Raw genomic sequence first — 25,085 nt, forward strand, 5'->3', positions numbered from 1 at the left:
TCTTCGCTTTTTCTATAATAGGCTTATTTCTTCACCATATCGGCAACAGTCTTGTCGAACTTGGCAAGCAGCTCGTCTTGGCTGATGCGGCCGCCTTGGTACTCCTGCATTGCAGCACCAAAGCCTTGAGTAGTCCCGTCAGGGAAGCGGTCCCAGTACCAGCCGAGGGCTGTGGAGTTCAGAGCCTTCACGCCGTCCGCGATGGAGCCGATGTCTTCTTTCGTAGCGTCGATATTCGTTTCAGCCGGCATAAAGTGGAATTCGGTGGTCAAATATTTTTTGCCGGTGTCGGAGCTAACCATCCACTCCAGGAATTTCTTCGCTTCATCCGGATGAGCGGATTTGCTGTTGACGATCCAGTTGTTCGGTACGCCGATCAGAACATGGCCGGCCTGGTCGTTAATAGAGATTGGCAGTACGCCAAGGTTCAGGTCCGGATTGACTTTGTCGATGTCGCCTTGTACCCAGTTGCCCTGCGGGAGCATAGCGGCTTCACCTGCTGCAAAGGTAGCTACCTGTGTCGCATAGTCCGTTGTCAGCATATCTTTCTGTGCATTCTTGAATACCAGGTCAACATAGTTCAGCCACTGCTTGAAGATTTCGTTGCCGGCAGCTGTTGTCTTGCCTGCTTTCCAGTCTTCCACAAACTGGGCTGGGTCAGGCTGGTTCGCGATAGCGACGTTCATCATGTGAATGCCGAGGGACCACCATTCGTTTGTTGCTTCAAAAGGCGTGATGCCTGCGTCTTTAAGCTTCTTCACCGCGTCGGTCAGTTCAGGCAGTGTCTTAGGCTCAGTCGTAATGCCTGCTTTGGCAAACAGGTCCTTGTTATAAATAATGCCGTAGCCTTCTGTATTCATCGGCATACCATACAGCTTGCCGTCTACCGTTGTCGGCTCTTTCGTTGTTGGAAGCAGGTTCTGTACCCAGGACTGGTCGGACAGGTCGGTTGCACGGTCCATGTACGGAACCAGCGCGGTGTAGCCGCCGTTATTGTAGATTTCAGGCTCTGTGCCGGAAGCGATGGCCGCTTTCAGCAGTGCGCCGTAGTCTTCGCCGCCGCCGTGGGTTTCCACGTCAACGTGAACCCCGGTTTCCTTCTCGTATTCTTTGGCCAGCTGGTTCAGCTGGTCCGCAATTTCTACTTTAAACTGGAACACTTTGATGGAGACGTCCTTTGCCGGAGCGGAGGTTGTCTCTGCTGCGCTGTTGCTGCTGCTGTTCGTGCTGCCATTCGTGCTGGAGGATGAGTTATTGCTGTTGGATGATCCGCAGCCTGTTGCCATGACCATCGCCAGAAGCGTTGTGACCCCTACCATTAAGACTTTTTTCATGTTAGGAATGCCCCTCTCGAATCTTTATTTTGTTGAAACCGCTTACTAACAACCCAAGTATAGAAATTTATCTGCCTTTCATCTACTTGCTGCATTGAACAAAAAGGTGGAACATATTGATTTAAACCTGCTGCCTGCCGGCAGGGCCAGGAACAGAAACAGGGCCAGGAACAGAAACTAGCCTTTGACGGAGCCTGCGGTGATGCCTTCCACGATGTATTTCTGCAGGAACAGGAAGAAGATGATGACCGGAGCGATGCCGATGGCCAGGCCGGGCAGGGCCAGGTTCCACTGCTTCGTATACTGTCCAAAGAACTTCGTAATTCCGATCGGAATCGTGGTCAGGTCATTGTTGCCGCCGATGAGCAGCACCGGAAGCAGGTAGTCGTTCCAGATCCAGAGCGTGTTCAGAATGATATTGGTTACGATGATCGGCGTCAGCAGCGGGAATACAATTTTCCAGAATACCCCGTATGGCGAGCAGCCGTCAACCACAGCCGCTTCTTCAATCTCCAGCGGAACGGTCTTGATGAAGCCGTGGAACAGGAACATCGAAAGCGCCAGGCCGAATCCGAGGTAACAGATGATGACGCCGTACAGATGGCCGCGGATCTCGAGCAGCGAGGTCACCCGCACCAATTGAAGCATGACGGACTGGAACGGAATGATCATGGAAGAGATCAGAACGGTAAACAAAATTTTGTTGAATACCGTAGGGCGGCGCACCAGCCGGTAAGAGGTCATCGAGCTGACGATCACGATGCCGACGACGCTGCAGACGGTTATAATCAAGGAATTGCGGAATACCAGCGGAAAGTTGATGGCGTCCCAAACCTTAGAGTAGTTGTCCCAGCTGAACTGCTTCGGCCAGGAGGCCGCATCAACCAGGATCTGCCCCAGGTTCTTAAACGAGTTGACAATGACAAAGTAAAACGGTGAAAGAAACAGCAGAGCCAGCAGAACTGCGGCAACTTCCAGGATGAAGGTGGAAACCTTGTATCTTTCTCTTGTCTCCATCAGGCTTCAACCTCCTTGCTCTTCGTAATCCACACTTGTACAACCGTGATCAGGGATACGGCGAAGAAGAAGATCATCGCTTTGGCTGTTCCCAGCCCGTACCGGTTGTTGTTCAGTGCTTCTGCATATACGTTGTAAGCCAGCGACTGCGTCGATGTGCCCGGACCGCCTTTGGTGAGCGACAGGTTCAGGTCAAACATTTTGAAGGCGTTGGATGTGGTCAGGAACAGGCAGATTGTAATCGCCGGCATGATCAGCGGCAGGATAATGCTGCGGAGCAGCTGCCAGTAATTCGCGCCGTCAATTCTTGCGGCTTCGAGCAGATCCTTCGGCATCCCCGCCAGCGCGGCGATATAGATGACCATCATGTACCCGGCGGTCTGCCAGATAAAGACGATGCAGATGCCCCAGAAGGCGGTAGCCGGCGTTCCGAGCCAAGGCTGGTTAAAGAACGGAATGTGCGTCAGGTCGCCGATCGCGCCGAAGCCTTTGGTGAAGATAAACTGCCAGATGAAGCCGAGCAGGATGCCTCCGATGACGTTGGGCAGGAAAAATACCGTCCGCAGCGCATTTTTCGACTTCAGCGGTTTCGTCAGCACGAGCGCCAGCAGGAAGGCCAGCACATTGGCGCCGAGCACGGTTGCCAAAGTAAAGCGGAGCGTAAATCCGAAGGAATGCCAGAAGCCGGGATCATCCGTAAAGATCCGGTTCAGGTTGTGCATGCCCGTCCAGGTTGCTTTATTCAAATCCAGACCGTCCCAGTCTGTAAAAGAGTAATAGAACCCGAGCAGAAACGGAATAAAAACGATTCCAAGGAAAAACAGGATGCCTGGTCCGACAAAAACTAGCTGCTGCAGCCATTCGCTGCGTTGTCTGCGTGTCACCAAACCTCTCCCCCTTCTCATACTTTCGAGCATTCCAGACAGCGGAAGGAACCGCTTTCAGGCTGCTATGCTTCGATTTGATGTTTGGTACAGTGAGTATACTGCCGAAGCGGGGGAGCGACCACCGATTATGATGACGGAGAAGGTGGACGATATTGACATGGACACCTCCAGCGCATATACAATTAAGTCGTCCATTAAAGAAAGCGTCAAGTCAATATCCGAGGAAGGGCGGGGGAGCCCGATGATCCGCAACAGCATTCGCAAGAAGCTGCTCATTCTGCTGCTGGCCGCAACTGCAATCCCGATTTGCTCATCCATTGCGATTTCTTACTTCTACACGCGCTCCACCGTCACAGCGACGGCGATTGAGCAGAACTCCAGCCGGATTGAGCTCGGGAAGCTGAATGCGCTTAACTATTTCAACACGCTGAATCAGCAGTCGGTCTCGATTTACAGCGGCATTAACGTAGCCGATTCGCTTTATTCCTACCTGGAAAGCACCAAGAAGCAGGCGGTCGATTCCAGCAATTCGGCTGCGGTTGCGACGAGCTATGATCCCGTCTACCTGCACTTGTTTAACCTCTATCAGGCGAACAAGGATATTTACCAGATGCATTTTTATATAGCGAACGGCAGCCAGTCCAATCTGTGGCTGAACGGCTATTTCCGCCGGGCTTATAACCCGGGTTATCTCATGCCAAAGGATTCGGCGGGGGAATACAAGCCCTTTATTCAGCCGGCGCATACGAATACGCAGTACGGGCTGGCCCCGATCCTGCCTCCCTCGAAGATCTCGAAGGCTCTGGTGTTTACGCTGAACAGGCCGCTCTATGAGGCGCCTACCGTGTCCGTGCTCGGTTATCTGTCGATTGATGTGAGGCTCGACGGGCTGAATCAAATTTTCGGCAAGCTCTACAGCGGCGACCGTCACGAGCAGCTGTACCTGCTCGACCAGGAAGGCCGGTTTATCTACTCCTCGAATGTGGAGAATTACGGCACCATTCTGCGGGAGGGATGGGAGGAGAAGCTGAAGAGCACGTCGGGAAGCGGCCATTTTGAATGGCGGGACGATGGCTTCTCGGGCATTATTTTCTATGATCATCTGAATACAGGCTATATGAACTCGGTGCTGGTCAAGCAGATCCCGTTCACCGATCTGTACCGCAGCGCCAATGAACTGACCGGAATTAACTCCGGGATAGCGGCAGCTTCGCTGATTGTCGCCATTATCGGGACGGTTGTGGTCTCGCTGCAAATTACCCGGCCGATCAAGCAGCTGCTCCGCTACGTCAAGAAGGTCCAGAGCGGCAATCTTCAGGTGCCGATGAACGTCACAAGCAAGGACGAAATCGGGCTGCTGGCCAGAAGGATGGAGACCATGATGGAGACGATCGACCAGCTGATTCTCCGCGAATACCGGCTGGAGCTGGCCAACAAGACCAACCAGCTCAAGGCGCTGCAGGCTCAGATCAATCCGCATTTTCTGTATAATGCGATGCAGCTGATCGGCACCCAGGCGCTGCATTCCGGCTCGGTGAACACGTACCGGCTGGTCGGCAACCTGGCCAAAATGATGCGCTACAGCATGAATTACGAGGAGACGGAAGTGGCCTTGCGCCGCGAGGTCGAGCATGTGACGGCCTACCTGGAGCTGCAGAAGGAGCGCTTCGAGGAGGCGTTTCAATACCAGCTGGAATTTGAGGAGGAGGCGCTGCGCATCACGGTGCCGAAGATGATTCTGCAGCCGCTGGTCGAGAATTATTTTAAACATGGCTATGACGGCCAGCTGGGCCAGGGTGAAATCAGGCTGCAGGCTAAAGTGTCCGGTGAGCTCTTGTCGCTGCAGGTTGAAGATAACGGAACAGGCATGGAGGCAGGGGCGCTGGAGGAGCTGACCAGACGGATCGAGGCCGGGGACAAGGATTTCTCCCGTGCTTTGGCTGAGACAGGGCAGCAGGAATCCGGCGCAGAAGGAGACAGCGGCATCGGGCTGCTCAATGTCGTAACCCGGCTCCGGTTATATTACGGCGAAGAGGTAAGTGTCCGCATCAGCAACCGCAGTCCTTCCGGCCTGTCGATTACGCTGAATATTCCGCTCTGGAGGCCGGAGGAACGGGCAGGTTCAGCCTGGCAGGATAAATTGCGGAGCGACGAGGAGGAGAAATCATGAAAGCGTTAATTGTGGATGACGAGAAGCATGTGCGGGACGCCATCAGGCTGCTCGTCCCTTGGCAGAACTGGGAGATCGGCACCATCCTGGAGGCGGCAGACGGCCAAAGCGCCATTGATCTTATCGAGAAGGAGCGCCCGGAGCTGATCTTCACCGACATGATGATGCCGGTCAGAAGCGGGGTTGACCTGCTGCGCTGGATGTATGACCACGGGGTAACCGGCAAAACCATTGTCATCAGCGGCTATGACGACTTTGAGCTGGCCCGCAGCACCCTCAGATACGGGGGGCTGGATTATATCCTGAAGCCCATCGAGCCGGAAATGCTCACCCAGGCGGTGGATGCTGCAGTCACCCAGTGGAAGCGGGAAGAGGACAGCCGGCAGTCTGCCGTGCAGCGGGGCGTCGAGCTGAACCGGCTCAAGCCGGTTTATCTGGATAAGGTCTTCTCCCAGCTGATTGAGGGAGCTGAATCCTACCGGGCGGTGGCAGCCGATCTGGAGACCGAAACCGGCCTGCCGCAGGGCAGCCGCTTGATCCGGCTTGCGCTGCTGTCACTGGAGGGCCTTCATCCGGTAAACCTGCGTTCGTTCTCCTCCAACGAAGATTTGTTTTATTTTGCCGTGATGAACATCTGCAACGAAATTCTGGGCAGGAACAAGACGGGGTACGCCTTCTCCTATTGGAACCAGCGCCGGGAGATCGTTATGGTGATCTGGAACAGCCTGGATCAGGCTGAGGCGCTGATGCGGCATATTCAGGAGAGCTGCATGCGGACGCTCCGCACCTCCTTTCATATCGGGCTCGGACAGAGCCATGATTTCCCGGCTGAACTGGCCAAAGCCTATGAGGAAGCGAAAAATACCCTCCAGCGCCGCAATCTGCTGGAATCCGGGGTCTGGATTCACCCGGCGGCGCCTGTCTCCGCCAAGGAATCCGGCAGCTTGAGCTTGCTGCATCTGTCCGAGTATGACGAGAAGCTGCGCCATGCGGTCTTCAGCGGCCAGCCGGCCTTGATCCGGGGTGCCGTTCAGGAGTGGGTTCAGGCTGCCGCAGACACGGGAAAGCTGACGCCCGAACAGCTCCGGATCTGGCGGAGCGAATACCGGATGATGTGCTCGCAGTGGGCGAAAGAGTGGCTTGGCGACGATGCGGTGCCGCCCCAGGTCCAGCTGGACAGCGAAGCGTTTCAGGTGCGGACCGAGCCGGACGGTATCTTCTCGCTTGCGAACTGGCAGGACCGTCTGGCCGGTGAGCTCACGGAGTTCTCCAAGCATCTGCATGAGCTGAAGCAGGAGAGCGGGAGCATTATTTTTCAAATCAAAAAATATGTAGAGGCCCATCACCGCGAAGACCTGTCCCTGCAGGACATCGCCAGCCAGTTCTTCCTCAGCCGGGAGTACATCTCCCGCAAATTCAAGCAGGAGCTCGGGGAGAATTTATCCGACTATATCGCCAGAATCCGGGTCGAGCGGGCGCAGAAGCTCCTCGTGAACCCGAACCTCAGAATGGTCCAGATTGCCGAAATGGTCGGCTACCAGGATGAGAAATATTTCAGCAAGGTCTTTAAGAAAATCACCGGCCTGACGCCAAACGAGTACCGGAAATCGCTGCAGGGCGAGCTGAATTGAGGGATGGGCGGAGGAGCCCGGGGAATGGAAAGGGAAAAACAAAGTCTCCAGTCTATGGGTACCAGTTTAGACCCCGGTTCTTTGTTTTTTACAAATTCGTTTTCCTGCTTCCGTTCTCAAGAAGAGTTCTGAGAGGAAGTTTGATGCAGTTAGTTGGCTTAAAATCAAACTTATTTTCTATATGCAAGGCAATCGCAATCGATCAAGGATTTTGCTGCTAATCTCTCGAAAGCGGATACCGTTCTTATGACCTTCGGCTGTACTTCATATCGATTTATCGCTATGAAGTACAGCTGAACCTCTTGGAAAACGCCGTCGTATTTTTGAGTTGGAAAGAAGAATATCGCTTTGAGCTCCAAAAAGTAAAGGGCTTTTATGCACAGATGTTTCGTTCGGTAAGCTAAAGTACACCCCGCACTCGATCGAACTTGGTATCGATCAGCATTTTAATATTCACAAATTATTGAAGTGGTTTTGGGCGGCAAGTACAGTCAATAAATTGAGAGTTACCTATACAAGCTCTTAAACATGACTTGGAATGATTTGAATACAATATTTTACCTAATAAAACAATATAAGATAAATATATCGGAGAATAAAAAATGATATATTTACAATAATATACATCATATACTAATATGTGTATGTGGAAATTATTCCACAAAAATACATATAAGGAGGTATTTTAATGAAACTTTTGAAATCCAAATGCAAGTTAAGAAAGTCAATTTTGCTGTTATGTACGGTGGAAAAACTGCTTATTAAAAATTTTGAAAACTGCGGTGTCTGGATTAACCAGGCACCGTTGTTTTATATAGGGCAAAGGAGAAGGAAAATGAAGATCAATATTTGTGCAGAAAATTCTCTAATTAGTTTCGGGGTAGTTAAAGCTTTACTAGCTGCGATAAACTTTAAACCCCAGAATAAACATGAAGCATTTGGATCAAAAGTATTCTACCCATCATTAATTTTAAAAGACTTAAGTTTAACAGATTCCCAAAATCCTAACGAATTAATATTTATAACTACAATGAAATTGACGAAGGGTCAAAGATCTTTTTAGAGGTTTTAAGTAATAAATTGGGAATTTTCAAAGTAACCTATCATTTAGGAAAGGGAAAAGAGGAAACAATTTATAGGTATGAACTCAATGAAAAAGAATTGGAACTACAAACAATTTTTTTTAAAAAAGCAGCTTTAACAGAAGAAGAGATACACTTACTTCACAGAGGAGCACTTTTATACATAGGGGTTGGAGATCCTTGGACGGCAGAAAAAATACTAAAGCGACTTATAAATGAAAAAGCAGATCCTGATTATTTTTATCGAATGGGAGTAGTCTATACGCAGCTAGGCAGAACTATTGAAGCCGAACACTATTTGGAAATGTGTCGAACAACAGGTTCGTTAAGTGATAAAGCTTTGGCTAACTATATTCTATCAATGTTATACGCACGTCATCATCAAAAATTCCTTCTTGATATAAATAAGTCTAAAAATTTCCTTGAAGAAGCTTATGAAATACTTTGTTCTTTAAGTGAAACGGATTTAAAAGATATTCATTTTCATAAAATATTTAATCGAAATGGTTACGCCTTAGTTTTGTTTAGAGAAGGCAAGATTCAGGAAGCTATTGAGCTTTTGAATTTTGGGATAAGTAACTTAAATGACAAGAATAAAAAATTGCACAAAACAGTTTTGATTTATAATCTAGCGCAATGTTTTACTAAAATAGAAAAGTATGGTGAAGCATTGGAGTTATATAATCAAGTTATTAGTCATGATCCCTATTATCCTGAAAATTATTTGGAGTATGCAAGGGTACTAATCTTCTCCGGCGACTACAAAAAAGGGTTGGAAGTTATTAATAGGTCTATCGAACTAGATCCCTTTTTCTTGGAGGCTTACTCACTAGCTGGGTATTGTTATGATGAATTAGGTGAGACTAATCATTGTATTGAGAACTATAAAAAAGCGTGGAAGCTAGATAAAACCAAAATTGATAGTGCATATGAGTATGGTTATGCTTTATCGGAATTAGAGCGTTATGAAGAGTGTTTGATGCTGTTAGAGAATATCGAAATAAATCCCTCCCAATTAGAAGTATCTAGCTTGCGTAATATTATTACACTGCATGCAGAGGCAGCACTTAATTGTCAGGGAGTAAATGACGCAGTGCAAATTCTAATGAGTGGGTTAAATATCTTGCCCGAAGATAGTGAAATTAAAAAAAATTTAAAAATTTTGAGAAGTATGAAGGTGAATGTTAATGCTTAATTTTTTTGTTTTAATTAAAAAAAATCGCAGTGCTCGTCACTTTTTTGTTTTTGTGACATTGTTTTTTTCTGGTATGTGGTGTTCGAAAACAATTCATCCATTGTGGTTTGAATATAATCACTCTTTGGATTATTTCGGTTTTTCTTATACTGCAATGGCAATAGCAGGAAGTTTATCCTTTTTAACGGGAATGATTGTTGATAAATTTGGTACGGCGTGGACATTAAGAATAGGTACATTACTTTATTCAATAGCTTTATTATTGCGTGTTTTCGCTGATTCTTTTTCTTTATCTATTGTGTCAGGTATTGTAGGGGGATTAGGAGCATCGACTGTACTAGTTTCTTTACGTCCTTGGATAATTTCTTGGAGTTCAGAAAAAGAGCGTCCTGTCGCTCTATCCATAAATCAAACCAGTAACAATTTAGGGACATCTATAGGAGTAATTATTGCTGGTTTTGGTATTTCAGCATTAGGGAATCTAAAAACTGGGTATCCCATTTTTCTAATAGTTTCTTCAGTATTAGTTTTGCTTAGTGTCTTATTTGTACCGAAAATCAAAGGAACAAATACTTCTAAATCTAAAGATGATACAGAGAAAAAAATCAAATACAGAGACCTACTTAAAGAAAAGAAACTACTTTCAGTTGGAGTAATAATATTTGGGGTTCTATCTGGACTAGTTGTGAGTATGTTAAATCCGTATTTGCCCTTAATTTTGAAAGATTTAGGGTTACCATTACATTTAATTTCAATATTAATGACGATATTAACAATTCTTCGTATTGTAGTTAATCCTTTCATAGGTAGCAAAGTTAACAATAAGAATAAAATTGTCTATTTTGCATTGTCAGAAATTTGTATTGCTATTTGTCTCTTACTCTTGTTAATACCGTTTTCTCCTTATTTGGTAATGCTTATCGTAATTATAAGGTCTATTTTGATTTCGATATCAGTATTGTCTGAAGAACTGATGCAGATATCTATGTTTTCAGCCAAATTAGTAGGAATATTTTTTGGTTTAGCTCAGACAGCCTTCTTTGTAGGAGATGCATTAGGGGGAACAATAGCTGGCTGGATATACAACAACGCTGGTACAAATATTGTAATTGTTGTTACTGCTTCGCTCACAGTATTAAACAGTTGTTTTTATCCGATATTTTACAAGTTAATAAATAAGAATAAAGTTAGAGAAATTGATGAGGTAAATACTAATGCAGTCTCTTTATAACCAAATATTTTTTGAAGAAAATTTACATTTTGTAGGTCTTAATAAAGAAAAACATTTTGTATACATTCAATCTGAAGAAAATAATCTCTCTTTAATTAGTATGCATGAAGATGACTTAATAACTTTATTTGAATTTGGAGAGTTAGATGGTGCCATCCACTATCTTTTTAACTCTAATCTCATCGCATATATTTACATTTATATGAACGAACTAATCATGCAAACAATCACTTTAGAGGGAGAAGCCACAAAATTTCTGAAGGTTCCTCTAACTAAATTTCAAGAACCAATCTTGGCGAATGTGGTAGAGGACAAGAGTAGAAATAGTATATTTCTATTAATTGAAGATTTACAGGAGAAGTATTGGTTTGAAGTTGACTTATCTAGAAAATTTTGTTTAAAGAGTTCACTAGAATTTCAGGAGATGGAAGTTCTAAATAGTGAACAACAAGCCTTAATTTATCGAGTGAGCCAATTCCCTGAAAATGATTTATTCTTTTGGTACTCTATAGCACACAAAAAAAAGGTGGAAATTGAAGGGAACTATATATGTTCCAATGCTCTATTTATTTGTACGGTTGTTGAAGCAGAGGAAGGGGCAATTGTCAACATTTATAGATGGGACTCTTTACAGTTATTCAAAACATTTCCTTTTTCAGATTATATTTTAGATGCAAGATTCTTAAGCTCAAGTCATCTAGCTCTAATTCAAAATTGTAATGGCATACAAAAACTACTCCTATTAAATTTAAATAATAATTTAATCAATAGTGTACCTAATATTAAAGGGAGATTAGATATTTCTAATATTCAGAAAAGTAATATTTGTCTACACAAATGTTCTATATTAGAGGGCTCAGAGTGGATTGTTTGTAATTTAGAAGGTATTATAGCTAGAAAACAAGGTATTGAACGTTTCATCTTTATGAACGAAAGTTATACGCATGGTAATTTTCTAGTGCATCGTCCTAAAGGTTTACCTAAGAGAGCATTTATTTCTTTACATGGCGGGCCTGAATCTTGCGAATATGATGAATTAAGATACTGGGGACTATACCGTGAGTTGTTGAGGGATGACGTTTTAGTATTGGTTTTAAATTACCAAGGCTCTGCAAATTTTGGATTTAAATACCGCAGCTCTCCATGGAATAATTGGTTGGATACGTTCTCAAAAGAACTAGAACATGCTTTGGAATATCTGAAAATTACTTATGGATTGTGTGAGAACTTAATCTCCATATTTGGAGTTAGTTTTGGAGGAGCACTTGCTCTTGCCTCTCCAGTAATTAATTCTAAAATTAATTCTGTAATAGCTGTTGCACCTTTAGTTAGTTTAGAAAAGCACGTGGCCAAATTAGAGTCCTCTTATCCTGAAATGGTTAGTTGGTTTAAGGCCAGGTTCTATAATAAAGAAAATCGCTATTTCTTTTCAGAAAAGTTTCATCTTAAAAATAAAACGGTTCCGGTTACTATAATACAAGGTGATCATGACGAAATATTAAGTTTTCAAAATACTACTTTATTGGTAAATGAAGCAAGGGAATTAGGAATGAATTGGTCACTAGTCATAGAAAAAGGAGTACTGCACTATCCAGTAGAAGTTGAGCAGTGTCGAACTAGACTACAGAATATTAAAGAAGCTTTTCTCGCTTACTTGGATACATCTGTAAATTAGACTAGTGAAGCAATCCTCTCCACGTGGGACAGTTACATTTGAGAGCAGAATAGAGCGATTTAACATGGGGCCGCAACTACCTATAAAATCGCTCTCTATTTTCCTCACCAAAGTAAAGGGATATAGCCAAAAAGTTATTTAATAACTTCTGAGTATTTGATAGTATATTAATATATATGAATCGGAAGTGAATCTATTGGATGAGTTTATTCAAAGAGCTATTGGAGCAGAAGGACATCTTTCCAAGCTAGTAAACGGATACTCTCCTCGTGCTCCTCAAATTATGATTTCTACTAAGGTGGATACGCCTTAGAAAAAGGGGAGCATTTGATCTGTGAGGCCGGCACTGGAACCGGTAAATCATTAGGTTATTTAACTCCAGCAGCACGATGGGCTGCTCAAAATAAAAACCGTTATAGTTTGTACTCACACGATCCCCTTAATGACACAAATCATGCAACTTGAGTTACCACGTGTTGCTCAAATTTTGGAGAGGGAGGGCCTTCAGTTAAATTTTGAACTGGTAAAAGGGAAAGAACATTACGTATGCAAGTTGCGTCTAGAGAAGCTTTGGCAAGAGTCCATTTCGGAAATGACCGAAGAATCCAGAACCCTTCATCATACTTACCGGAAATTTAGCAAAGAAAACGCCATTGATCGAAACAGTTTTGGTTTAGATATTCCAGATGATTTGTGGAAAACATTGAATGATCCTTTGAACTGTACCCCTTGTCAAGGACACTTATAAAAAAAAGGACTTGTGGTTTTTAAGCGGCGGAGAAAAGATGATTCCTGTACTGTACAGGAGTCATCTTTTTACGTCCCCATTGATATCTGTAGTTGTTGTAATAACGTATGTATCGATTGATTTCCTGCTTGAGAGTCTCGAAGTTAGTAAAGCTAAAGTGGTCAACATGGTCTTTGAGATGGCCAAAGAAGGACTCCTGCGGGAGCGTAATTCGTCCGAGAGATGATGAGCCAGGACTTCGCCTGTGGAAGCATCCAGTAAGGTGGACAAATAGGCCATTTTGGAAGATCCATAGGGCAGATAGGTGATGTCCGTGAGCAGGGCGAGACCGGGGGTTTCTTTTCGAAAATCTCTTTGCAAAAGATTGGGCACGGTCCGTGCTCCTGAGTGGCTTTGGCCATTCGTTTGTAGGGGTTGGTTTCCGGTGAGGACAGACGATATTGAATTTCTTCATCAGTCTGCGAATCCGTTTAAGGTTATACACGATGCCAAACTCATTCTCTAAGGTCATCTTGATGGAGCGAGCTCCCTTCTTGAAACCTCGGCGATCAAAGGCTTTCTTCACCCACTTGACGCTTTCCTCATCTTTTTAAGCTCGTTTGATGCGTACATCCGCGGTTTGCAGGTAATGATAGTAGCCAATGAGAGATACGTCAAATCCAGCCGTTTCAAAGATTTCTCTAGGTGTTTTCCCTGACAGATACTGATCGATGAAAAGGCGTTTAAATTCATCTGTGTACGCTAACGATTTTTCGCTAACCCTAGAAATATATGGATTTTCAGATAAAGTCTCGCGCTCTGCTTGGTTAAAATGTTTCTTGCTCATGTCATCCCCTCCATTGCCTCTTCCAGTATACAAAAAGTACCCATAGCCCAGACACCTTTTTTTCAAAGTGTCCAATCTATGGGTACCAGTTTACTCGGGCGCCTGCCTCTTTCATTTCAAATCGACCTCGATTGCTTCCGTTAAGTTGAAAAAGAAAAGTGCCCGTTGAAAGGATGATCTCGATGGCTGAATGTACGGAGGATGCTGCGTATGCTGCATTTACCAAAATCATTAAGAAAATTGAACATCAAGCGAAACTGCTTCGGATTTGGAATCTGCAAGGCGGTGTTTCAGCCCAAACCACTGCAGTTGAGTTCGAGGCAGGAGGGCATTGTAAAAGGGCAGTTGTGCGCCAGTATGGAGAGGCTAACCTTAGAAGCAATTCTCATATTGCCAGGAGTGAATGGAAACTTCTGAACCTGCTGCATGCCGCGGGGATTCCTGTCCCCAAGCCGTACTTTGCTGATGAATCCGCTAATCTTCTTCCGGCGCCGTATATCGTCATTGAGTTCATTGAAGGACAAACACGGACTGAGCCAGCGGATGTGCATCCTTTAGTTCGAAAGATGGGTGACGTTCTTGCAAAAATACACAGCCATAAGTTTTCGGAACACGACTTGTCTTTCTTACCCGCTCAAGAGCACGCAGCAGCCAGCTTGATCGCAGCAAGACCTGCCAAACTGGACGACTCGCTCAGCGAAGGCCGCATCAGAGATACATTAGAACAGGTGTGGCCGCCGCCTCAAAAGAACAAATCCGCCCTGCTGCACGGCGATTTCTGGCCGGGCAATCTCTTGTGGAAGGTAGATCAAATCGCTGCAGTTATTGATTGGGAGGATGCAGGCTGCGGGGATCCGCTTTCTGATTTTGCAAATGCCAGACTTGAAATCCTGATGTTTTTCGGAATTGAATCCATGAATGAGTTTACCCGGCACTATCGCTCCTTAATGGCTTCTCTTGAATACACAAACTTGCCCTATTGGGACCTAATCGCGGCATTACGGCCAGCGGGCCGGATGTCAGGCTTTGGACTCGATAGAGAGACTCTACTGAAATTCAGAGAACGTCATAAACGATTCGTGAACCAAGCCCTGGACCGGCTAAATCTATAGCGGACGATTCGTCAGCGAATTATTGCGCTCGTTATCTGACCGTCCCTTCCATGTCTTTCTCTCGTTCAAATATATGTAAAAAGAGATTATACAAAAATTATACAAAACTGTTAGGCGCACCTCCGAAATAGGGGGCATTTGTAAGCGGAAAATGAAGGAATAATGTAGAATTTTCAATTCCTTTAAATAGTGATTGTTCAATTTGTATAATGTTCGTATAATCTAACCAGCAGTTCATCCTATTTGCAGAGGAAGGAAGACATGATTTCTTTCAATAGAATATTTTCCAGCACGCAGGTGCTTGATCAGACAGCTGTGCTCGGCGCCATGGAGCATTCACTGGCGATGATCGAGCTGGATCCGGAAGGGAATGTATTGTGGTCAACAACCTGTTTGCCCAGTCCATGGGTTATCAGCCTGCAGAAATGATCGGAATGAAACACAGGCAGTTTTGTACGCCTGAATTTGTACATAGCCCGGAATACGGGCAGTTCTGGGAGAAGCTGAGAAGCGGAGTTCCGGTTCAGGAGAAGATTCAGCGGGTGTCCAAGCAGGGAGAGCTGCTTTGGTTTGAAGCGACCTATACGCCGGTTCTGAATGAAGAAGGGAACGTGCAGGGGGTCATCAAGATCGCCACAGACATTACCCAGCGGGAAAATGATGCTTCCCGGCTTGCCGGCCAGCTTCAGCAGATGGCAGACCGCCTTCTGGATCAGGCGGAAGCGGGGAGCGCCCGCAGTGCGGAAATTGCCGAGACAATCCTGCATGTTGCCCATGATTCCGAAGTCAGCATGCGGGCACTGAAGCAGCTGGAGCTGGAGGCGGAGTCGGTGAAGGGAATCGTGAAGACGATCCGCGAGATCGCTTCCCAGACCAGCCTGCTTGCGCTGAATGCGGCGATTGAAGCCGCCCATGCCGGTGATTCCGGCCGCGGGTTCAGCATTGTGGCTCAGGAGGTCCGCAAGCTTGCTGCGCAGGCAGAGGAAGCCACGCACAGCATCAGCGGCCGCCTGCAGGGAATTGCCGTCCAGGCAGCCGATGCGGTCCAGGCCACGGAGAGCTCGCAGGGCCTGATTTCAGAGAGCCGCAGGAAGATGGAGCTTGCAGTGGAGACCTTCTCGGGGATTAATGGGGCGGCCAGGGAACTGGATCAGCGGTCCCGGGCGCTGAAGGAATTATTCTAATGACGCTAAGCAGCGTTAAGAAGCGCTAAGCAGCGCTAGACAGCGTACGCTCAGCCTATGCTAATCAGCGGTTTTACGCTAGCCAGCCGTTGCTCTCTGCAATTTTGATCGCTTCGATCCGGTTCTTGGCCTCCAGCTTCTGGATAACCTCCGACATATAATTGCGGACCGTGCCGCGGGAGAGAAACAGCCGTTTGGCGATTTCCTGGACCGGCAGCCCCTCGGCTACCAGTTTGAGAACGGCCTGCTCGCGTTCGGTTAAGGGATTCGGGTTATCCCAGAGGCTGAGCGACAGCTCCATGCTGATTACCCGCTCTCCGCGGTGAATCCGCCGCAGCGCAGCGCTGAGCTCGTCTACAGGTGAGTCCTTGAGCATGTACCCCCTGACACCGGCCTTCATGGCCCGCTGGAAATAGCCGGCCCGGGAGAAGGTAGTAAGTATGGCCGCCTTGCAGGGGTGGCCTTCTTCTTTTAGCTGCTCTGCAACTTCGAGGCCGGTCAGCTTGGGCATTTCAATGTCCAGCAGACACACATCCGGATTCAGCGACCGGATCAGCTGCAGCGCCTCTTCCCCGTTCTCGGCCTGAGCCGCTACCTCAATATCCTCTTCCATATCGAGCAGAAGCTTCAGAGCCCCCCGCAGCATTCCTTGGTCTTCGGCAATGATGATCTTCACTGTGCATTCACCCCGGCAGATAAATTTCGTATGACTCTTGGAACCGTCAGGCAGACACTGACTCCTCCGCCCGGCGGCGAAGACATGTCCAGCTGTCCATTGATTAACCCGAGCCGTTCCTTCATGCCCCTTAGCCCGCTGCCCTGCGACCAGACGCCGCTCTCCCCGAGTCCGGTTCCGTCATCGCTGATGATCAGCTTGAACTGGTGGGCTTCCGGCTGCAGTGTAATGGTGCACAAGGAGGCCTGGCTGTGTTTGACCACATTCGTCACGGACTCCCTTAGGCACATGCCCAGCACATTTTCCGCAAAAGGCTCCAGCTCTGCAGGCTCCTCCGGCTGCCGGACCGTCAGCTCAATCCCTGCGGCGGCCAGAATCCGCTTGGCATTCCCCAGCTCCTCCTGCACGGTAACCGACGCCATATCGGAGACCAGCTCCCTCACCTGCTTCAAGGCGGCGCGCGCCGTCATTTGAATATCTTTCGCCTCCTGCGCGGCCTGCTCGGGCCGTTTGAGGGCCAGCTTCTCTACGAGCTCGCTCTTCAGGGCAATCAGCGACAGCGTATGCCCGAGCGTGTCATGAAGGTTGCGCGAGATCCGCTGCCGTTCCTCCATTTTGCTGAGACGGGCTATTTCCTCGTTCGCCTGCACCAGCTGTCCCTTCAATTCACGGGAGCGGATGCTGACCCGGATCGCCAGGGGCGCAATGATGCCGACGATCATCGCCGGCACCAGATTCAGCAGCTCGCCCGGGGACATGGAGGAGGCTCTAAAGAAGATATACAGGCCGGTGAGGCCCGCGAGCAGCACGGAAAAGGTCCGGAACAGCCAGCGGATGGGAATCAGAGCCGCGCCAGGCGTGACGAAGAAGATCATGTACAAATACTCCGGCGCCCAATAAAGCGTGAAGTACGCCGTAATGACGGTCTCGGCCGCAAGATAATAGATCAGGCGCTTCCGCCCCGGGCCGAGGTCCCACCAGCTCAGCAGATAGGCTGCAACAAACACCGCTATTAATGCCAAGCCGAGGACCCGCTCATTTAGAGGCCTGCCCCAGATATCCGTAACGGGAAAAGCGAGGTACACCAGCCACAGAACCGGGAAGAGATAAATCGCCTTCTTTGGAAAAAACGTCACGTCAGATCGCTTCCTGTCTTTTGTTCAGATAGGAAGATAATACCATAAAGACAACCGCGTATCCGCATAAAATCAGGAGACTTTGCAGGGAAACCGCATGACCCGCCGCAAGGCTCCAGGCGCCGCTGCCGAACCGGTAGGAAGGCAGGGCCTCCATAATCCGCTGCAGGGTGGAGTTCATGGCCTGCTTCGGGAACCACAGTCCCCCCAGCACGGAGATGCCCATATAAACCAGCTGGGCGATGACCTGGACGAGATCGGTATTCTTAATCAGGCCGATCAGCGTGCCCAGAGCCATGAACGGCAGACTGCCCGCCCAGATCCACAATCCGCAGGCCAGCCAGCTCTCCCAGCCCATCGAAACGCCCTTAACCAGACCGCCGAGCAGGAACATAAAGACGATAATTCCCGCGTTCACCATCAAGGTCGAGACCAGTTTGGACAGCACATAAACAGTGGACGGCAGCGGAGAAACCCGGAGCAGGCGGATGTAGCCGGAGGCTCTCTCTGCCGCAAGCCGGCTGCTCAGCGAGGTGATGCTGGAGCCCAGCACGCCGTAAACCGTCATGGACATCAGATAATAGGACTTCCAATCCGTGCCCCCAATCTGCATGGAGTCTCCTACGACTCCGGTGAAGATGAAATAGAACAGGGCAGGCATCATCAGGGAAAAGATAAAGAACCGGCGGTTCCGCAGCGTCCGTTTGATTTCAGCCCGGCATTGGGCAAGCAGCGCAGTTGTATACATCGATTATCGAGCTCCTTCCGTTTGAACAAGTGTTTGAAAAGCCTCTTCCAATCCGCCTCCGGTTATCTCGATGTCCCTGACATCCAGATTCATCCGGGCAATGGCGAAGATCAGGGTATCCGTATCGGGGCTGGTCAGCTTCACTCTCCGGCCGTTCCACACCGCCTCGGCGGTGCCGGGAAGCTGCTCCAGATCCCCGGGCGTCAGTCCCGGGCCGGCAGTGAAGATAACCGATTTGTGCCGGGTTGTCGCTTTAATTTCGGCGGGCGTCCCGTCAGCGATCAGCCGTCCGTTGTTGATCACGATAATCCGGTCGGCCAGCTGGTCGGCTTCCTCCAGATAGTGAGTGGTCAGGATAATCGTCTTGCCGAGGCGGGCCAGAGCGCGCACCGATTCCCAGAAGACCTGCCGGGACATCACATCCATCCCGACGGTCGGCTCATCCAGAAACAGCACCTCGGGATCGCCGGCCAGGGCCATCGCAAAGGCCAGTCTCCGCTTCTGCCCGCCGGACAGCGAGCTGGCCATTTTGTGCCGCTCCTGCTCCAGCCCTGCCATTTGGAGCAGGAGCTCCAGCGGCATCGGGCGGCTGTAGAAGTTCCGGAAGAGGTCGATGGCTTCCTCCACCTTCAGGCCGTGCACGGTTTCAGTATCCTGCAGCATAGCGCCGATCCGGCTCCGGACCGCGAGGTCCTGGGGACTGCCGCCGAGCAGCTTCACTTCGCCCTTCGTCGGCTGCTGGAGGCCGAGGATCATGGAGATCGTGGTGGACTTGCCGGCTCCGTTCGGGCCGAGCAGCGCGGTGATGGTTCCGGCCTCGACGGTGAAGGAGAGGTGATCGACGGCTCTTTTGCCGCCTGCAAACTCTTTCGTCAGCTCTTTCAAAGCAATAACCGGTTCCTTGCGGGACATTATATTAGGGGACATCTGCATCACTCCGTTAGTCAAAGTTTATAGTTATAAACTACCGGAATTTGACTGGCGCACACAGAAGGAAATGTCATCAAACGGACATGACATTTGTCATGTTGGGCTGGGGAGAGGCAGGATGCAGGCATTCGGCGAATTCAGTTGTGAGGGCGGAATTAGGGGAATAAATCTTCAGCAAAAATAAAGCCGGTCAGGAGGCGTCTCCCGGCCGGCTCTGCATTTTTCTCTCCGTATTACTGCCGGCCGCTCAGCTTCTCCTGCGCCTGACGGATCATTTCGCGGACCATGGATCCGCCGATGGCGCCGCCGATTTTGCCGGCCTGCTCGGCGGTCAAATCGCCGTTGTCCCCATGCTTCAGCGGGACGCCAAGCGACTCGGCCACCTCGTATTTCACATTGTCCGGATGGGCCGGATCGACCTTGTAGCCTTCCTGGCGCATGGCCTCCGCCTTAAAATGCTGGAGTGCATGCTCCGTGCCGGGTGCTCTGCCGGATTTTCTTCTTGCCATGCTGCATCAGCCTCCTTGACAGTAGGGATACAAGGGTAGCATGCCCGGATAGCCTAAACCCTATGCCAGAGGCGAGAAAGCGCATTGAAGCACTGCCCGACATCTGCCATAATTAAGGACAACTATTCGGGTTCCGCGCAGAATAAAGGATGAATGCAGAGGAGGATTTGTAATTATGAAAGGGATTATTACCGTACTCGGCAAGGACAGAGTCGGCATTATTGCCAAGGTCTGCACCTATCTTGCCAGCCAGAACGTCAACATTCTGGATATTTCCCAGACGATTATCCAGGGGTATTTCAATATGATGATGATCGTGGATATTTCTTCTCCGGCCAAGAGCTTCGAGGCGCTGGTAGAGGATCTCCAAGGGATCGGAGCGGAGCTGGGCGTGGAGATCAAGCTGCAGCACGAGGATATTTTTAATACCATGCACCGGATTTAAGGACAAACAGGCAGCAGGCAGTGGAAGCAGGCAGTGGAAGCACGCAGTGGAGCGGGCAGCAGCCCGCGGGCCTGCTCGATTATGCAGCTTAGGAGGGTAACCATGATAACAATTGGAGAAGTACAAGAAACGAACAAAATGATCCGGGAGATGAATCTGGATGTCCGCACCATTACGATGGGCATCAGCCTGATGGACTGCGCGCATTCGGATCTGGCGGTCTTTAACCGGAATATCTACGATAAAATTACAAGGCTGGCCGAGAAGCTGGTCAAGACTGGAGAAGATCTGGAGCGCCAGTTCGGCATTCCGATCATCAACAAACGGGTCTCGGTCACGCCGATCTCCATTGCCGCAGGCGGGCTCAGAACCGATTCTTATGTCCCGGTTGCCGAAACGCTGGAGAAAGCCGCGAGAGAAATCGGCGTCAACTTTATCGGCGGGTTCTCGGCGCTCGTGCATAAAGGCTTTACGGAGGGCGACCGCAGGCTGATCGACAGCATTCCGGAAGCGCTGGCCGTGACGGAGCGCATCTGCGCATCCGTAAATATCGGCTCCTCGCGCAGCGGCATCAACATGGATGCGGTGAAGCTGATGGGCGGCATCGTGAAGAAGACGGCGGAGCTTACGGCGGACCGCGATTCGGCGGGCTGCTCCAAGCTCGTCATCTTCTGCAACGCTGTGGAGGACAACCCTTTTATGGCAGGGGCGTTCCACGGGGTCGGCGAGCCGGAGTGCGTCATTAACGTCGGCGTCAGCGGCCCCGGCGTTGTGAAGCGTGCTTTGGAGGACGCCAAGGACAAAGATTTTGAAACGCTCTGCGAAACGATTAAACGCACCGCGTTCAAGGTGACCCGCGTCGGCCAGCTGGTGGCGCAGGAGACCTCCAAGCGGCTCGGCGTGCCGTTTGGCATTGTGGACCTGTCGCTTGCGCCGACGCCTGAGATCGGCGACTCGATTGCAGAGATTTTTCAGGTGATGGGCCTGGAAGAGGCGGGAGCACCGGGCACGACGGCAGCACTTGCCATCCTGAACGACAACGTGAAGAAAGGCGGCGTCATGGCGTCTTCCTACGTCGGCGGACTCAGCGGCGCGTTTATTCCAGTCAGCGAAGACCACGGCATGATTGAGGCGGTGCAGAAAGGCGCGCTGACCCTTGAAAAGCTTGAGGCCATGACCTGCGTCTGCTCGGTCGGCCTCGACATGATCGCCATTCCCGGCGACACCAGCGCCGCCACGATTTCGGGCATTATTGCCGACGAAGCCGCCATCGGCATGGTGAACAATAAGACCACCGCTGTCCGCATCATTCCGGTCGTCGGCAAAGGGGTCGGCGAGATCGCCGAATTCGGCGGACTGCTGGGCTACGCGCCGGTTATGCCGGTGAGCGGCTTCAGCTGTGCCGGCTTTATCGACCGCGGCGGCCGCATTCCGGCGCCGATCCACAGCTTCAAGAACTGAAGCTGGCGCCATGATATGAGCAAGAGCCGCTTTCGTTGCGATTAACGGATGCGGCTCTTCGGCTTTTTTTTAGAAAAAACTCCCTACAGCATCGAATTAAAATAGGAAATTCAAAATTTTCGTCGAATTATTGATATAGTTATCGTTTTTTTTCGGTAGTGAACTAAAGTGAATCAAACCAACAATTATCCGTCTAACCGGTTATATGTCATTTAAGCTCACCATGGCTATCGCACAACAGACAAGGAGAGGAAGTGTATTGTGAAGGATCAGACCAGATATTCTCGACTTGCAGATATAACCAAACGGATTAACACCAGGCTGGAGCTGCGGGAGATGCTGCAGTATGTCACGGCTGCAATCTCTGAAGAGATTGTGCAGTGCGATTCGGTTGGGATCTATCTGCCGCAGGAGGATGGTGTATTCAGGGGCTACGTAGGTAAACCGGAACTGATCAATGGAATGACGCTGGACATGCATGTAGTAGACACCCAGTATGACCTGCTCGCCAAGGAGGTTATTGAGACCCAGAAGGCGATTTATATCCCGGATACGTCCAAGGATAACCGGCCTGACCCGAGGGCCGTGCAAGGCTTTCAGATCAAGTCGCTGCTAGGTTTGCCCATTTCCTATGAGCAAGAGCTGTACGGTCTTGTATTCCTCTTTGATTACGGCAATCCGATGAACCTGACGGAAGAGGAGATTCAAACGGTTGAAGCTTACGTCAATATGGCAGCGGTTGCGATCCGCAATGCCAAGAATCTGACGCACAAAGAGAACCTGATCGCCGAGAAGCAGATGCTTCTGGACTTGACCCGGGATCTGTCCTTGTCCTCCAATTTGCAGGAGGTATTGGACAACTGCTTCACTTACGTGGGCAAAGTGCTGAAGAATGTCAATCCGGCCGTGCATCTTGTCGATCCGCTTGCCGAGCGCAGCATCCGTCCGGTCAGACTGAGCAAGGACAGCAACTGGTCGCAGGAAGAATGGATGGAGACGCACCAGGCGGTTAAATTCGACATGAGAAACGACGCGCTGTTTCAGGAGGTTATGAGAACCAAGAAATCCCTGCTCGTATACGATGTCTGGGAAGATGAGCGGCCTAACCATGAGATGTGCAGAAGTTTCGGCATCCAGGCGATGTTCATGTTCCCGCTGATTTCGATGGGGGAAGTGCTTGGCGTCATCGCGGTTGTGGACTTTGAGAAGAGAGACAAGCGCTACTCGGATGCGGACATTCAGCTGACCCAGTCAATTGTGGACGTTACGGCCTCCACGATCTCCAACCTGCTCTACCGGGAGAAGCAGGAGATCATCATCGAGGACCGCACACTGGAAGTGCGGGAGAAGAACAAGGAGCTGGAGCGGGTGATCGCGGAGCTGCAGCAGATCAGCCGCGAGCGGGAGCTGATTCTGAACTCGGCAGGCGAAGGGATCTTCGGTCTGGATCTGGGGGGCAGAATCTCATTCTGCAACCCGGCTGCCGAGAATATGCTCGGGTTCGGGAAGGGCGAGCTGATCGGGCAATGCTATCACTTGATTTTTGGAGATAAGAACCTCGATCTGCTCAAATTCTCAGCCTCCGCTAACCGCGGATGGAACAATTTCCATCTGGAAGAATCCTTTTACCGCAAGGATGGAACCGAGCTTCCAGTTGAATACGTCATTTCCTCCATTCAGGAGGGCGACCGGATTGTGGGGGATGTGGTCACTTTCAAGGATATCACCCAACGACGGCAGATGGAGGAGGAGATCCGCTACCATGCTTACTTTGACAGCATTACGGATCTGCCTAACCGGGTGCTGCTGAAGGACCGGCTGAGCCAGGGGATCACTTATGCGCAGATGGACGGCAACAAGCTCGCGCTCCTGTACCTGGACCTTGACCGCTTCAAGCTTATCAATGATACGCTGGGCCACAGCTACGGCGATCTGCTGCTGAAGGAGGTCGCGCACCGGCTCAGCTCCTGTGTGCCGAAGAATGCAACGGTGTCCCGGCAGGGCGGGGACGAGTTTACGATTTTTCTCCCCGACATTACGGGCAAGAGAGAAGTGCTTCGCATCGTCAATCAGGTCATCAGCGGCTTCTCCAAACCCTTTTACCTCGGTGAAAGTGAGAACTTCATCAATGCAAGCATCGGGATCAGCATGTATCCGGAGAACGGGGAGACCAGCGAAGAGCTGATCAAGAATGCCGATACGGCGATGTACAAATCGAAGGAAATTTCGGGCAGCAGCTACCATTTCTTCAGCAGCGGCATGGATACACGGTCCCTGGAGAGCGTCAAAATTGAAAATGCCCTCTACAAGGCGCTGGATAACGGCGAAATCGAAATCTATTACCAGCCGCAGATCGACTATCGGAGCCGGTCTCTCGTAGGAGTGGAGGCTCTGGTAAGGTGGAATCATCCGACCGAGGGTTTGATCGGGCCAAACGAGTTCATCCCAATTGCCGAGGAGACGGGGCTTATCATTCCGATAGGCGAATATGTGCTGAAGACGGCCTGCAGGCAGCTGAAGCAGTGGCATAACATGGGGGCGCCGAAGATCAGCGTGTCGGTCAACCTCTCGGTCCGCCAGCTGGAGCAGAATAACTTGTTCTCCACGGTGAAGAACATTCTGAGGAAGGTTGATTTGTGCCCGTATTATCTGCACCTTGAGCTTACAGAGAACCAGATCATCAAGAATACCGAAATCACATTGAAGACGATGGAGCAGCTGCTGGGCCTGGGCGTTCAGATTGCGATCGATGATTTTGGAACCGGCTACTCGTCGCTCGGTTATCTGAAGAACTTCCCGATCAGTACGCTTAAGATTGATAAGTCCTTTGTTCAGGATCTGGGAAAAAGCGATACGACAGCGATTACGAATACGATTATCACCCTGGCGCAGAATTTGAAGCTGAACGTCATAGCCGAAGGGGTGGAAACCCTGGAGCAGGCGGAGTTCCTGTCCACCAGGGCCTGCTATCTGATGCAGGGCTATTATTTCGGCCGTCCGATGACGGCTGATGGGATTGCTGGCGAGTTTTTGTCCATTCCCCAGCTTGAGCAGGGGATCCAATAAATTCTTGAAAGTGGAGGCTGGA

Annotated in this window: 21 protein-coding genes and 1 pseudogene; 13 read left to right on the plus strand and 9 right to left on the minus strand. The window is 49.5% G+C overall.

Translation table 11 applies throughout. From position 1 onward, the window contains the following. Positions 1-23: 23 nt before the first annotated feature. The 3 genes from FCN15_RS07965 to FCN15_RS07975 form a co-directional block, all read right to left on the minus strand. On the minus strand, positions 24-1,334 hold the full coding sequence (locus FCN15_RS07965; protein WP_138494472.1) for an ABC transporter substrate-binding protein: 1,311 nt from the start codon (positions 1,332-1,334) through the stop codon (positions 24-26). 177 nt (positions 1,335-1,511) lie between these two features. Then, on the minus strand, positions 1,512-2,351 hold the full coding sequence (locus tag FCN15_RS07970; protein WP_138494473.1) for a carbohydrate ABC transporter permease: 840 nt from the start codon (positions 2,349-2,351) through the stop codon (positions 1,512-1,514). Then, a complete protein-coding gene (locus FCN15_RS07975) occupies positions 2,351-3,235 on the minus strand; it encodes a carbohydrate ABC transporter permease (RefSeq protein ID WP_138494474.1) in 885 nt (294 codons plus the stop codon). Before FCN15_RS07975 ends, FCN15_RS07970 begins: the two co-directional genes overlap by 1 nt. A gap of 67 nt (positions 3,236-3,302) precedes the next feature. Here FCN15_RS07975 and FCN15_RS07980 point away from each other — a divergent pair, with 67 nt between their 5' ends. The 7 genes from FCN15_RS07980 to FCN15_RS19160 all read left to right on the plus strand — a co-directional run bounded on the left by FCN15_RS07980 (position 3,303) and on the right by FCN15_RS19160 (position 12,970). Further along, a complete protein-coding gene (locus FCN15_RS07980; protein ID WP_162515312.1) occupies positions 3,303-5,408 on the plus strand; it encodes a cache domain-containing sensor histidine kinase in 2,106 nt (701 codons plus the stop codon). Further along, positions 5,405-7,039 carry a helix-turn-helix domain-containing protein gene (locus FCN15_RS07985; RefSeq protein ID WP_138494476.1) on the plus strand — a complete coding sequence of 545 codons (1,635 nt, stop codon included), beginning with the start codon at positions 5,405-5,407 and terminating at the stop codon, positions 7,037-7,039. The genes FCN15_RS07980 and FCN15_RS07985 overlap by 4 nt, the downstream gene beginning before the upstream one ends. A 688-nt stretch (positions 7,040-7,727) precedes the next feature. Beyond that, entirely contained in the window at positions 7,728-8,102 is a 375-nt protein-coding gene (locus FCN15_RS07990; RefSeq protein WP_138494477.1) for a hypothetical protein, read from the plus strand. A gap of 17 nt (positions 8,103-8,119) precedes the next feature. Further along, positions 8,120-9,316 carry a tetratricopeptide repeat protein gene (locus FCN15_RS07995; RefSeq protein ID WP_138494478.1) on the plus strand — a complete coding sequence of 399 codons (1,197 nt, stop codon included), beginning with the start codon at positions 8,120-8,122 and terminating at the stop codon, positions 9,314-9,316. After that, positions 9,303-10,547 (plus strand): MFS transporter, encoded by a 1,245-nt coding sequence (locus FCN15_RS08000; RefSeq protein ID WP_138494479.1) that lies wholly within the window; start codon positions 9,303-9,305, stop codon positions 10,545-10,547. The genes FCN15_RS07995 and FCN15_RS08000 overlap by 14 nt, the downstream gene beginning before the upstream one ends. Next, positions 10,531-12,222, plus strand: coding sequence for an alpha/beta hydrolase family protein (locus FCN15_RS08005; RefSeq protein WP_138494480.1), 1,692 nt, complete (start codon positions 10,531-10,533; stop codon positions 12,220-12,222). Before FCN15_RS08000 ends, FCN15_RS08005 begins: the two co-directional genes overlap by 17 nt. 442 nt (positions 12,223-12,664) lie before the next feature. After that, complete coding sequence (locus tag FCN15_RS19160) at positions 12,665-12,970, plus strand: hypothetical protein (protein WP_162515313.1); 306 nt, start codon at positions 12,665-12,667, stop codon at positions 12,968-12,970. A gap of 19 nt (positions 12,971-12,989) precedes the next feature. Here the strand turns inward: FCN15_RS19160 and FCN15_RS08010 are convergent. Then, a pseudogene (locus FCN15_RS08010) lies at positions 12,990-13,796 on the minus strand (IS3 family transposase). 182 nt (positions 13,797-13,978) lie between these two features. On the opposite strand from FCN15_RS08010, the gene FCN15_RS08015 reads away from it, so the two are divergent. The 3 genes from FCN15_RS08015 (at position 13,979) to FCN15_RS08020 (ending at position 16,092) form a co-directional block, all read left to right on the plus strand. Continuing rightward, positions 13,979-14,908: a phosphotransferase family protein gene (locus FCN15_RS08015; RefSeq protein ID WP_138494481.1), complete on the plus strand. Its 930-nt coding sequence runs from the start codon at positions 13,979-13,981 to the stop codon at positions 14,906-14,908. Positions 14,909-15,169: 261 nt separating this feature from the next. Beyond that, a complete protein-coding gene (locus tag FCN15_RS19470; RefSeq protein WP_238996565.1) occupies positions 15,170-15,337 on the plus strand; it encodes a hypothetical protein in 168 nt (55 codons plus the stop codon). Further along, positions 15,286-16,092, plus strand: coding sequence for a methyl-accepting chemotaxis protein (locus tag FCN15_RS08020; protein ID WP_238996566.1), 807 nt, complete (start codon positions 15,286-15,288; stop codon positions 16,090-16,092). The genes FCN15_RS19470 and FCN15_RS08020 overlap by 52 nt, the downstream gene beginning before the upstream one ends. 73 nt (positions 16,093-16,165) lie before the next feature. Here FCN15_RS08020 and FCN15_RS08025 read toward each other — a convergent pair whose 3' ends face one another. The 5 genes from FCN15_RS08025 to FCN15_RS08045 form a co-directional block, all read right to left on the minus strand. Next, complete coding sequence (locus FCN15_RS08025) at positions 16,166-16,768, minus strand: response regulator transcription factor (RefSeq protein WP_138494482.1); 603 nt, start codon at positions 16,766-16,768, stop codon at positions 16,166-16,168. Further along, the gene (locus FCN15_RS08030) at positions 16,765-17,904 is read right to left on the minus strand and encodes a sensor histidine kinase (protein WP_138494483.1); all 1,140 of its coding nucleotides are present in this window, start codon (positions 17,902-17,904) and stop codon (positions 16,765-16,767) included. The genes FCN15_RS08025 and FCN15_RS08030 overlap by 4 nt, the downstream gene beginning before the upstream one ends. A 1-nt stretch (position 17,905) precedes the next feature. After that, positions 17,906-18,652 (minus strand): ABC transporter permease, encoded by a 747-nt coding sequence (locus FCN15_RS08035; protein ID WP_138494484.1) that lies wholly within the window; start codon positions 18,650-18,652, stop codon positions 17,906-17,908. A gap of 3 nt (positions 18,653-18,655) precedes the next feature. Then, positions 18,656-19,579 (minus strand): ABC transporter ATP-binding protein, encoded by a 924-nt coding sequence (locus tag FCN15_RS08040; protein WP_238996567.1) that lies wholly within the window; start codon positions 19,577-19,579, stop codon positions 18,656-18,658. A gap of 236 nt (positions 19,580-19,815) precedes the next feature. Beyond that, positions 19,816-20,091 (minus strand): small, acid-soluble spore protein, alpha/beta type, encoded by a 276-nt coding sequence (locus FCN15_RS08045; protein WP_138494485.1) that lies wholly within the window; start codon positions 20,089-20,091, stop codon positions 19,816-19,818. Between the two features lie 175 nt (positions 20,092-20,266). Here FCN15_RS08045 and FCN15_RS08050 point away from each other — a divergent pair, with 175 nt between their 5' ends. From FCN15_RS08050 to FCN15_RS08060, 3 genes are all read left to right on the plus strand, one after another. Further along, positions 20,267-20,536, plus strand: coding sequence for an ACT domain-containing protein (locus tag FCN15_RS08050; protein ID WP_138494486.1), 270 nt, complete (start codon positions 20,267-20,269; stop codon positions 20,534-20,536). A gap of 105 nt (positions 20,537-20,641) precedes the next feature. Next, positions 20,642-21,997: a PFL family protein gene (locus FCN15_RS08055; protein WP_275259484.1), complete on the plus strand. Its 1,356-nt coding sequence runs from the start codon at positions 20,642-20,644 to the stop codon at positions 21,995-21,997. A gap of 258 nt (positions 21,998-22,255) precedes the next feature. Next, entirely contained in the window at positions 22,256-25,063 is a 2,808-nt protein-coding gene (locus FCN15_RS08060; RefSeq protein WP_138494488.1) for a sensor domain-containing phosphodiesterase, read from the plus strand. Positions 25,064-25,085: the final 22 nt, after the last annotated feature.

This window comes from Paenibacillus pinistramenti (genome assembly GCF_005869875.1).
GTDB classification, from domain to species: domain Bacteria; phylum Bacillota; class Bacilli; order Paenibacillales; family Paenibacillaceae; genus Fontibacillus; species Fontibacillus pinistramenti.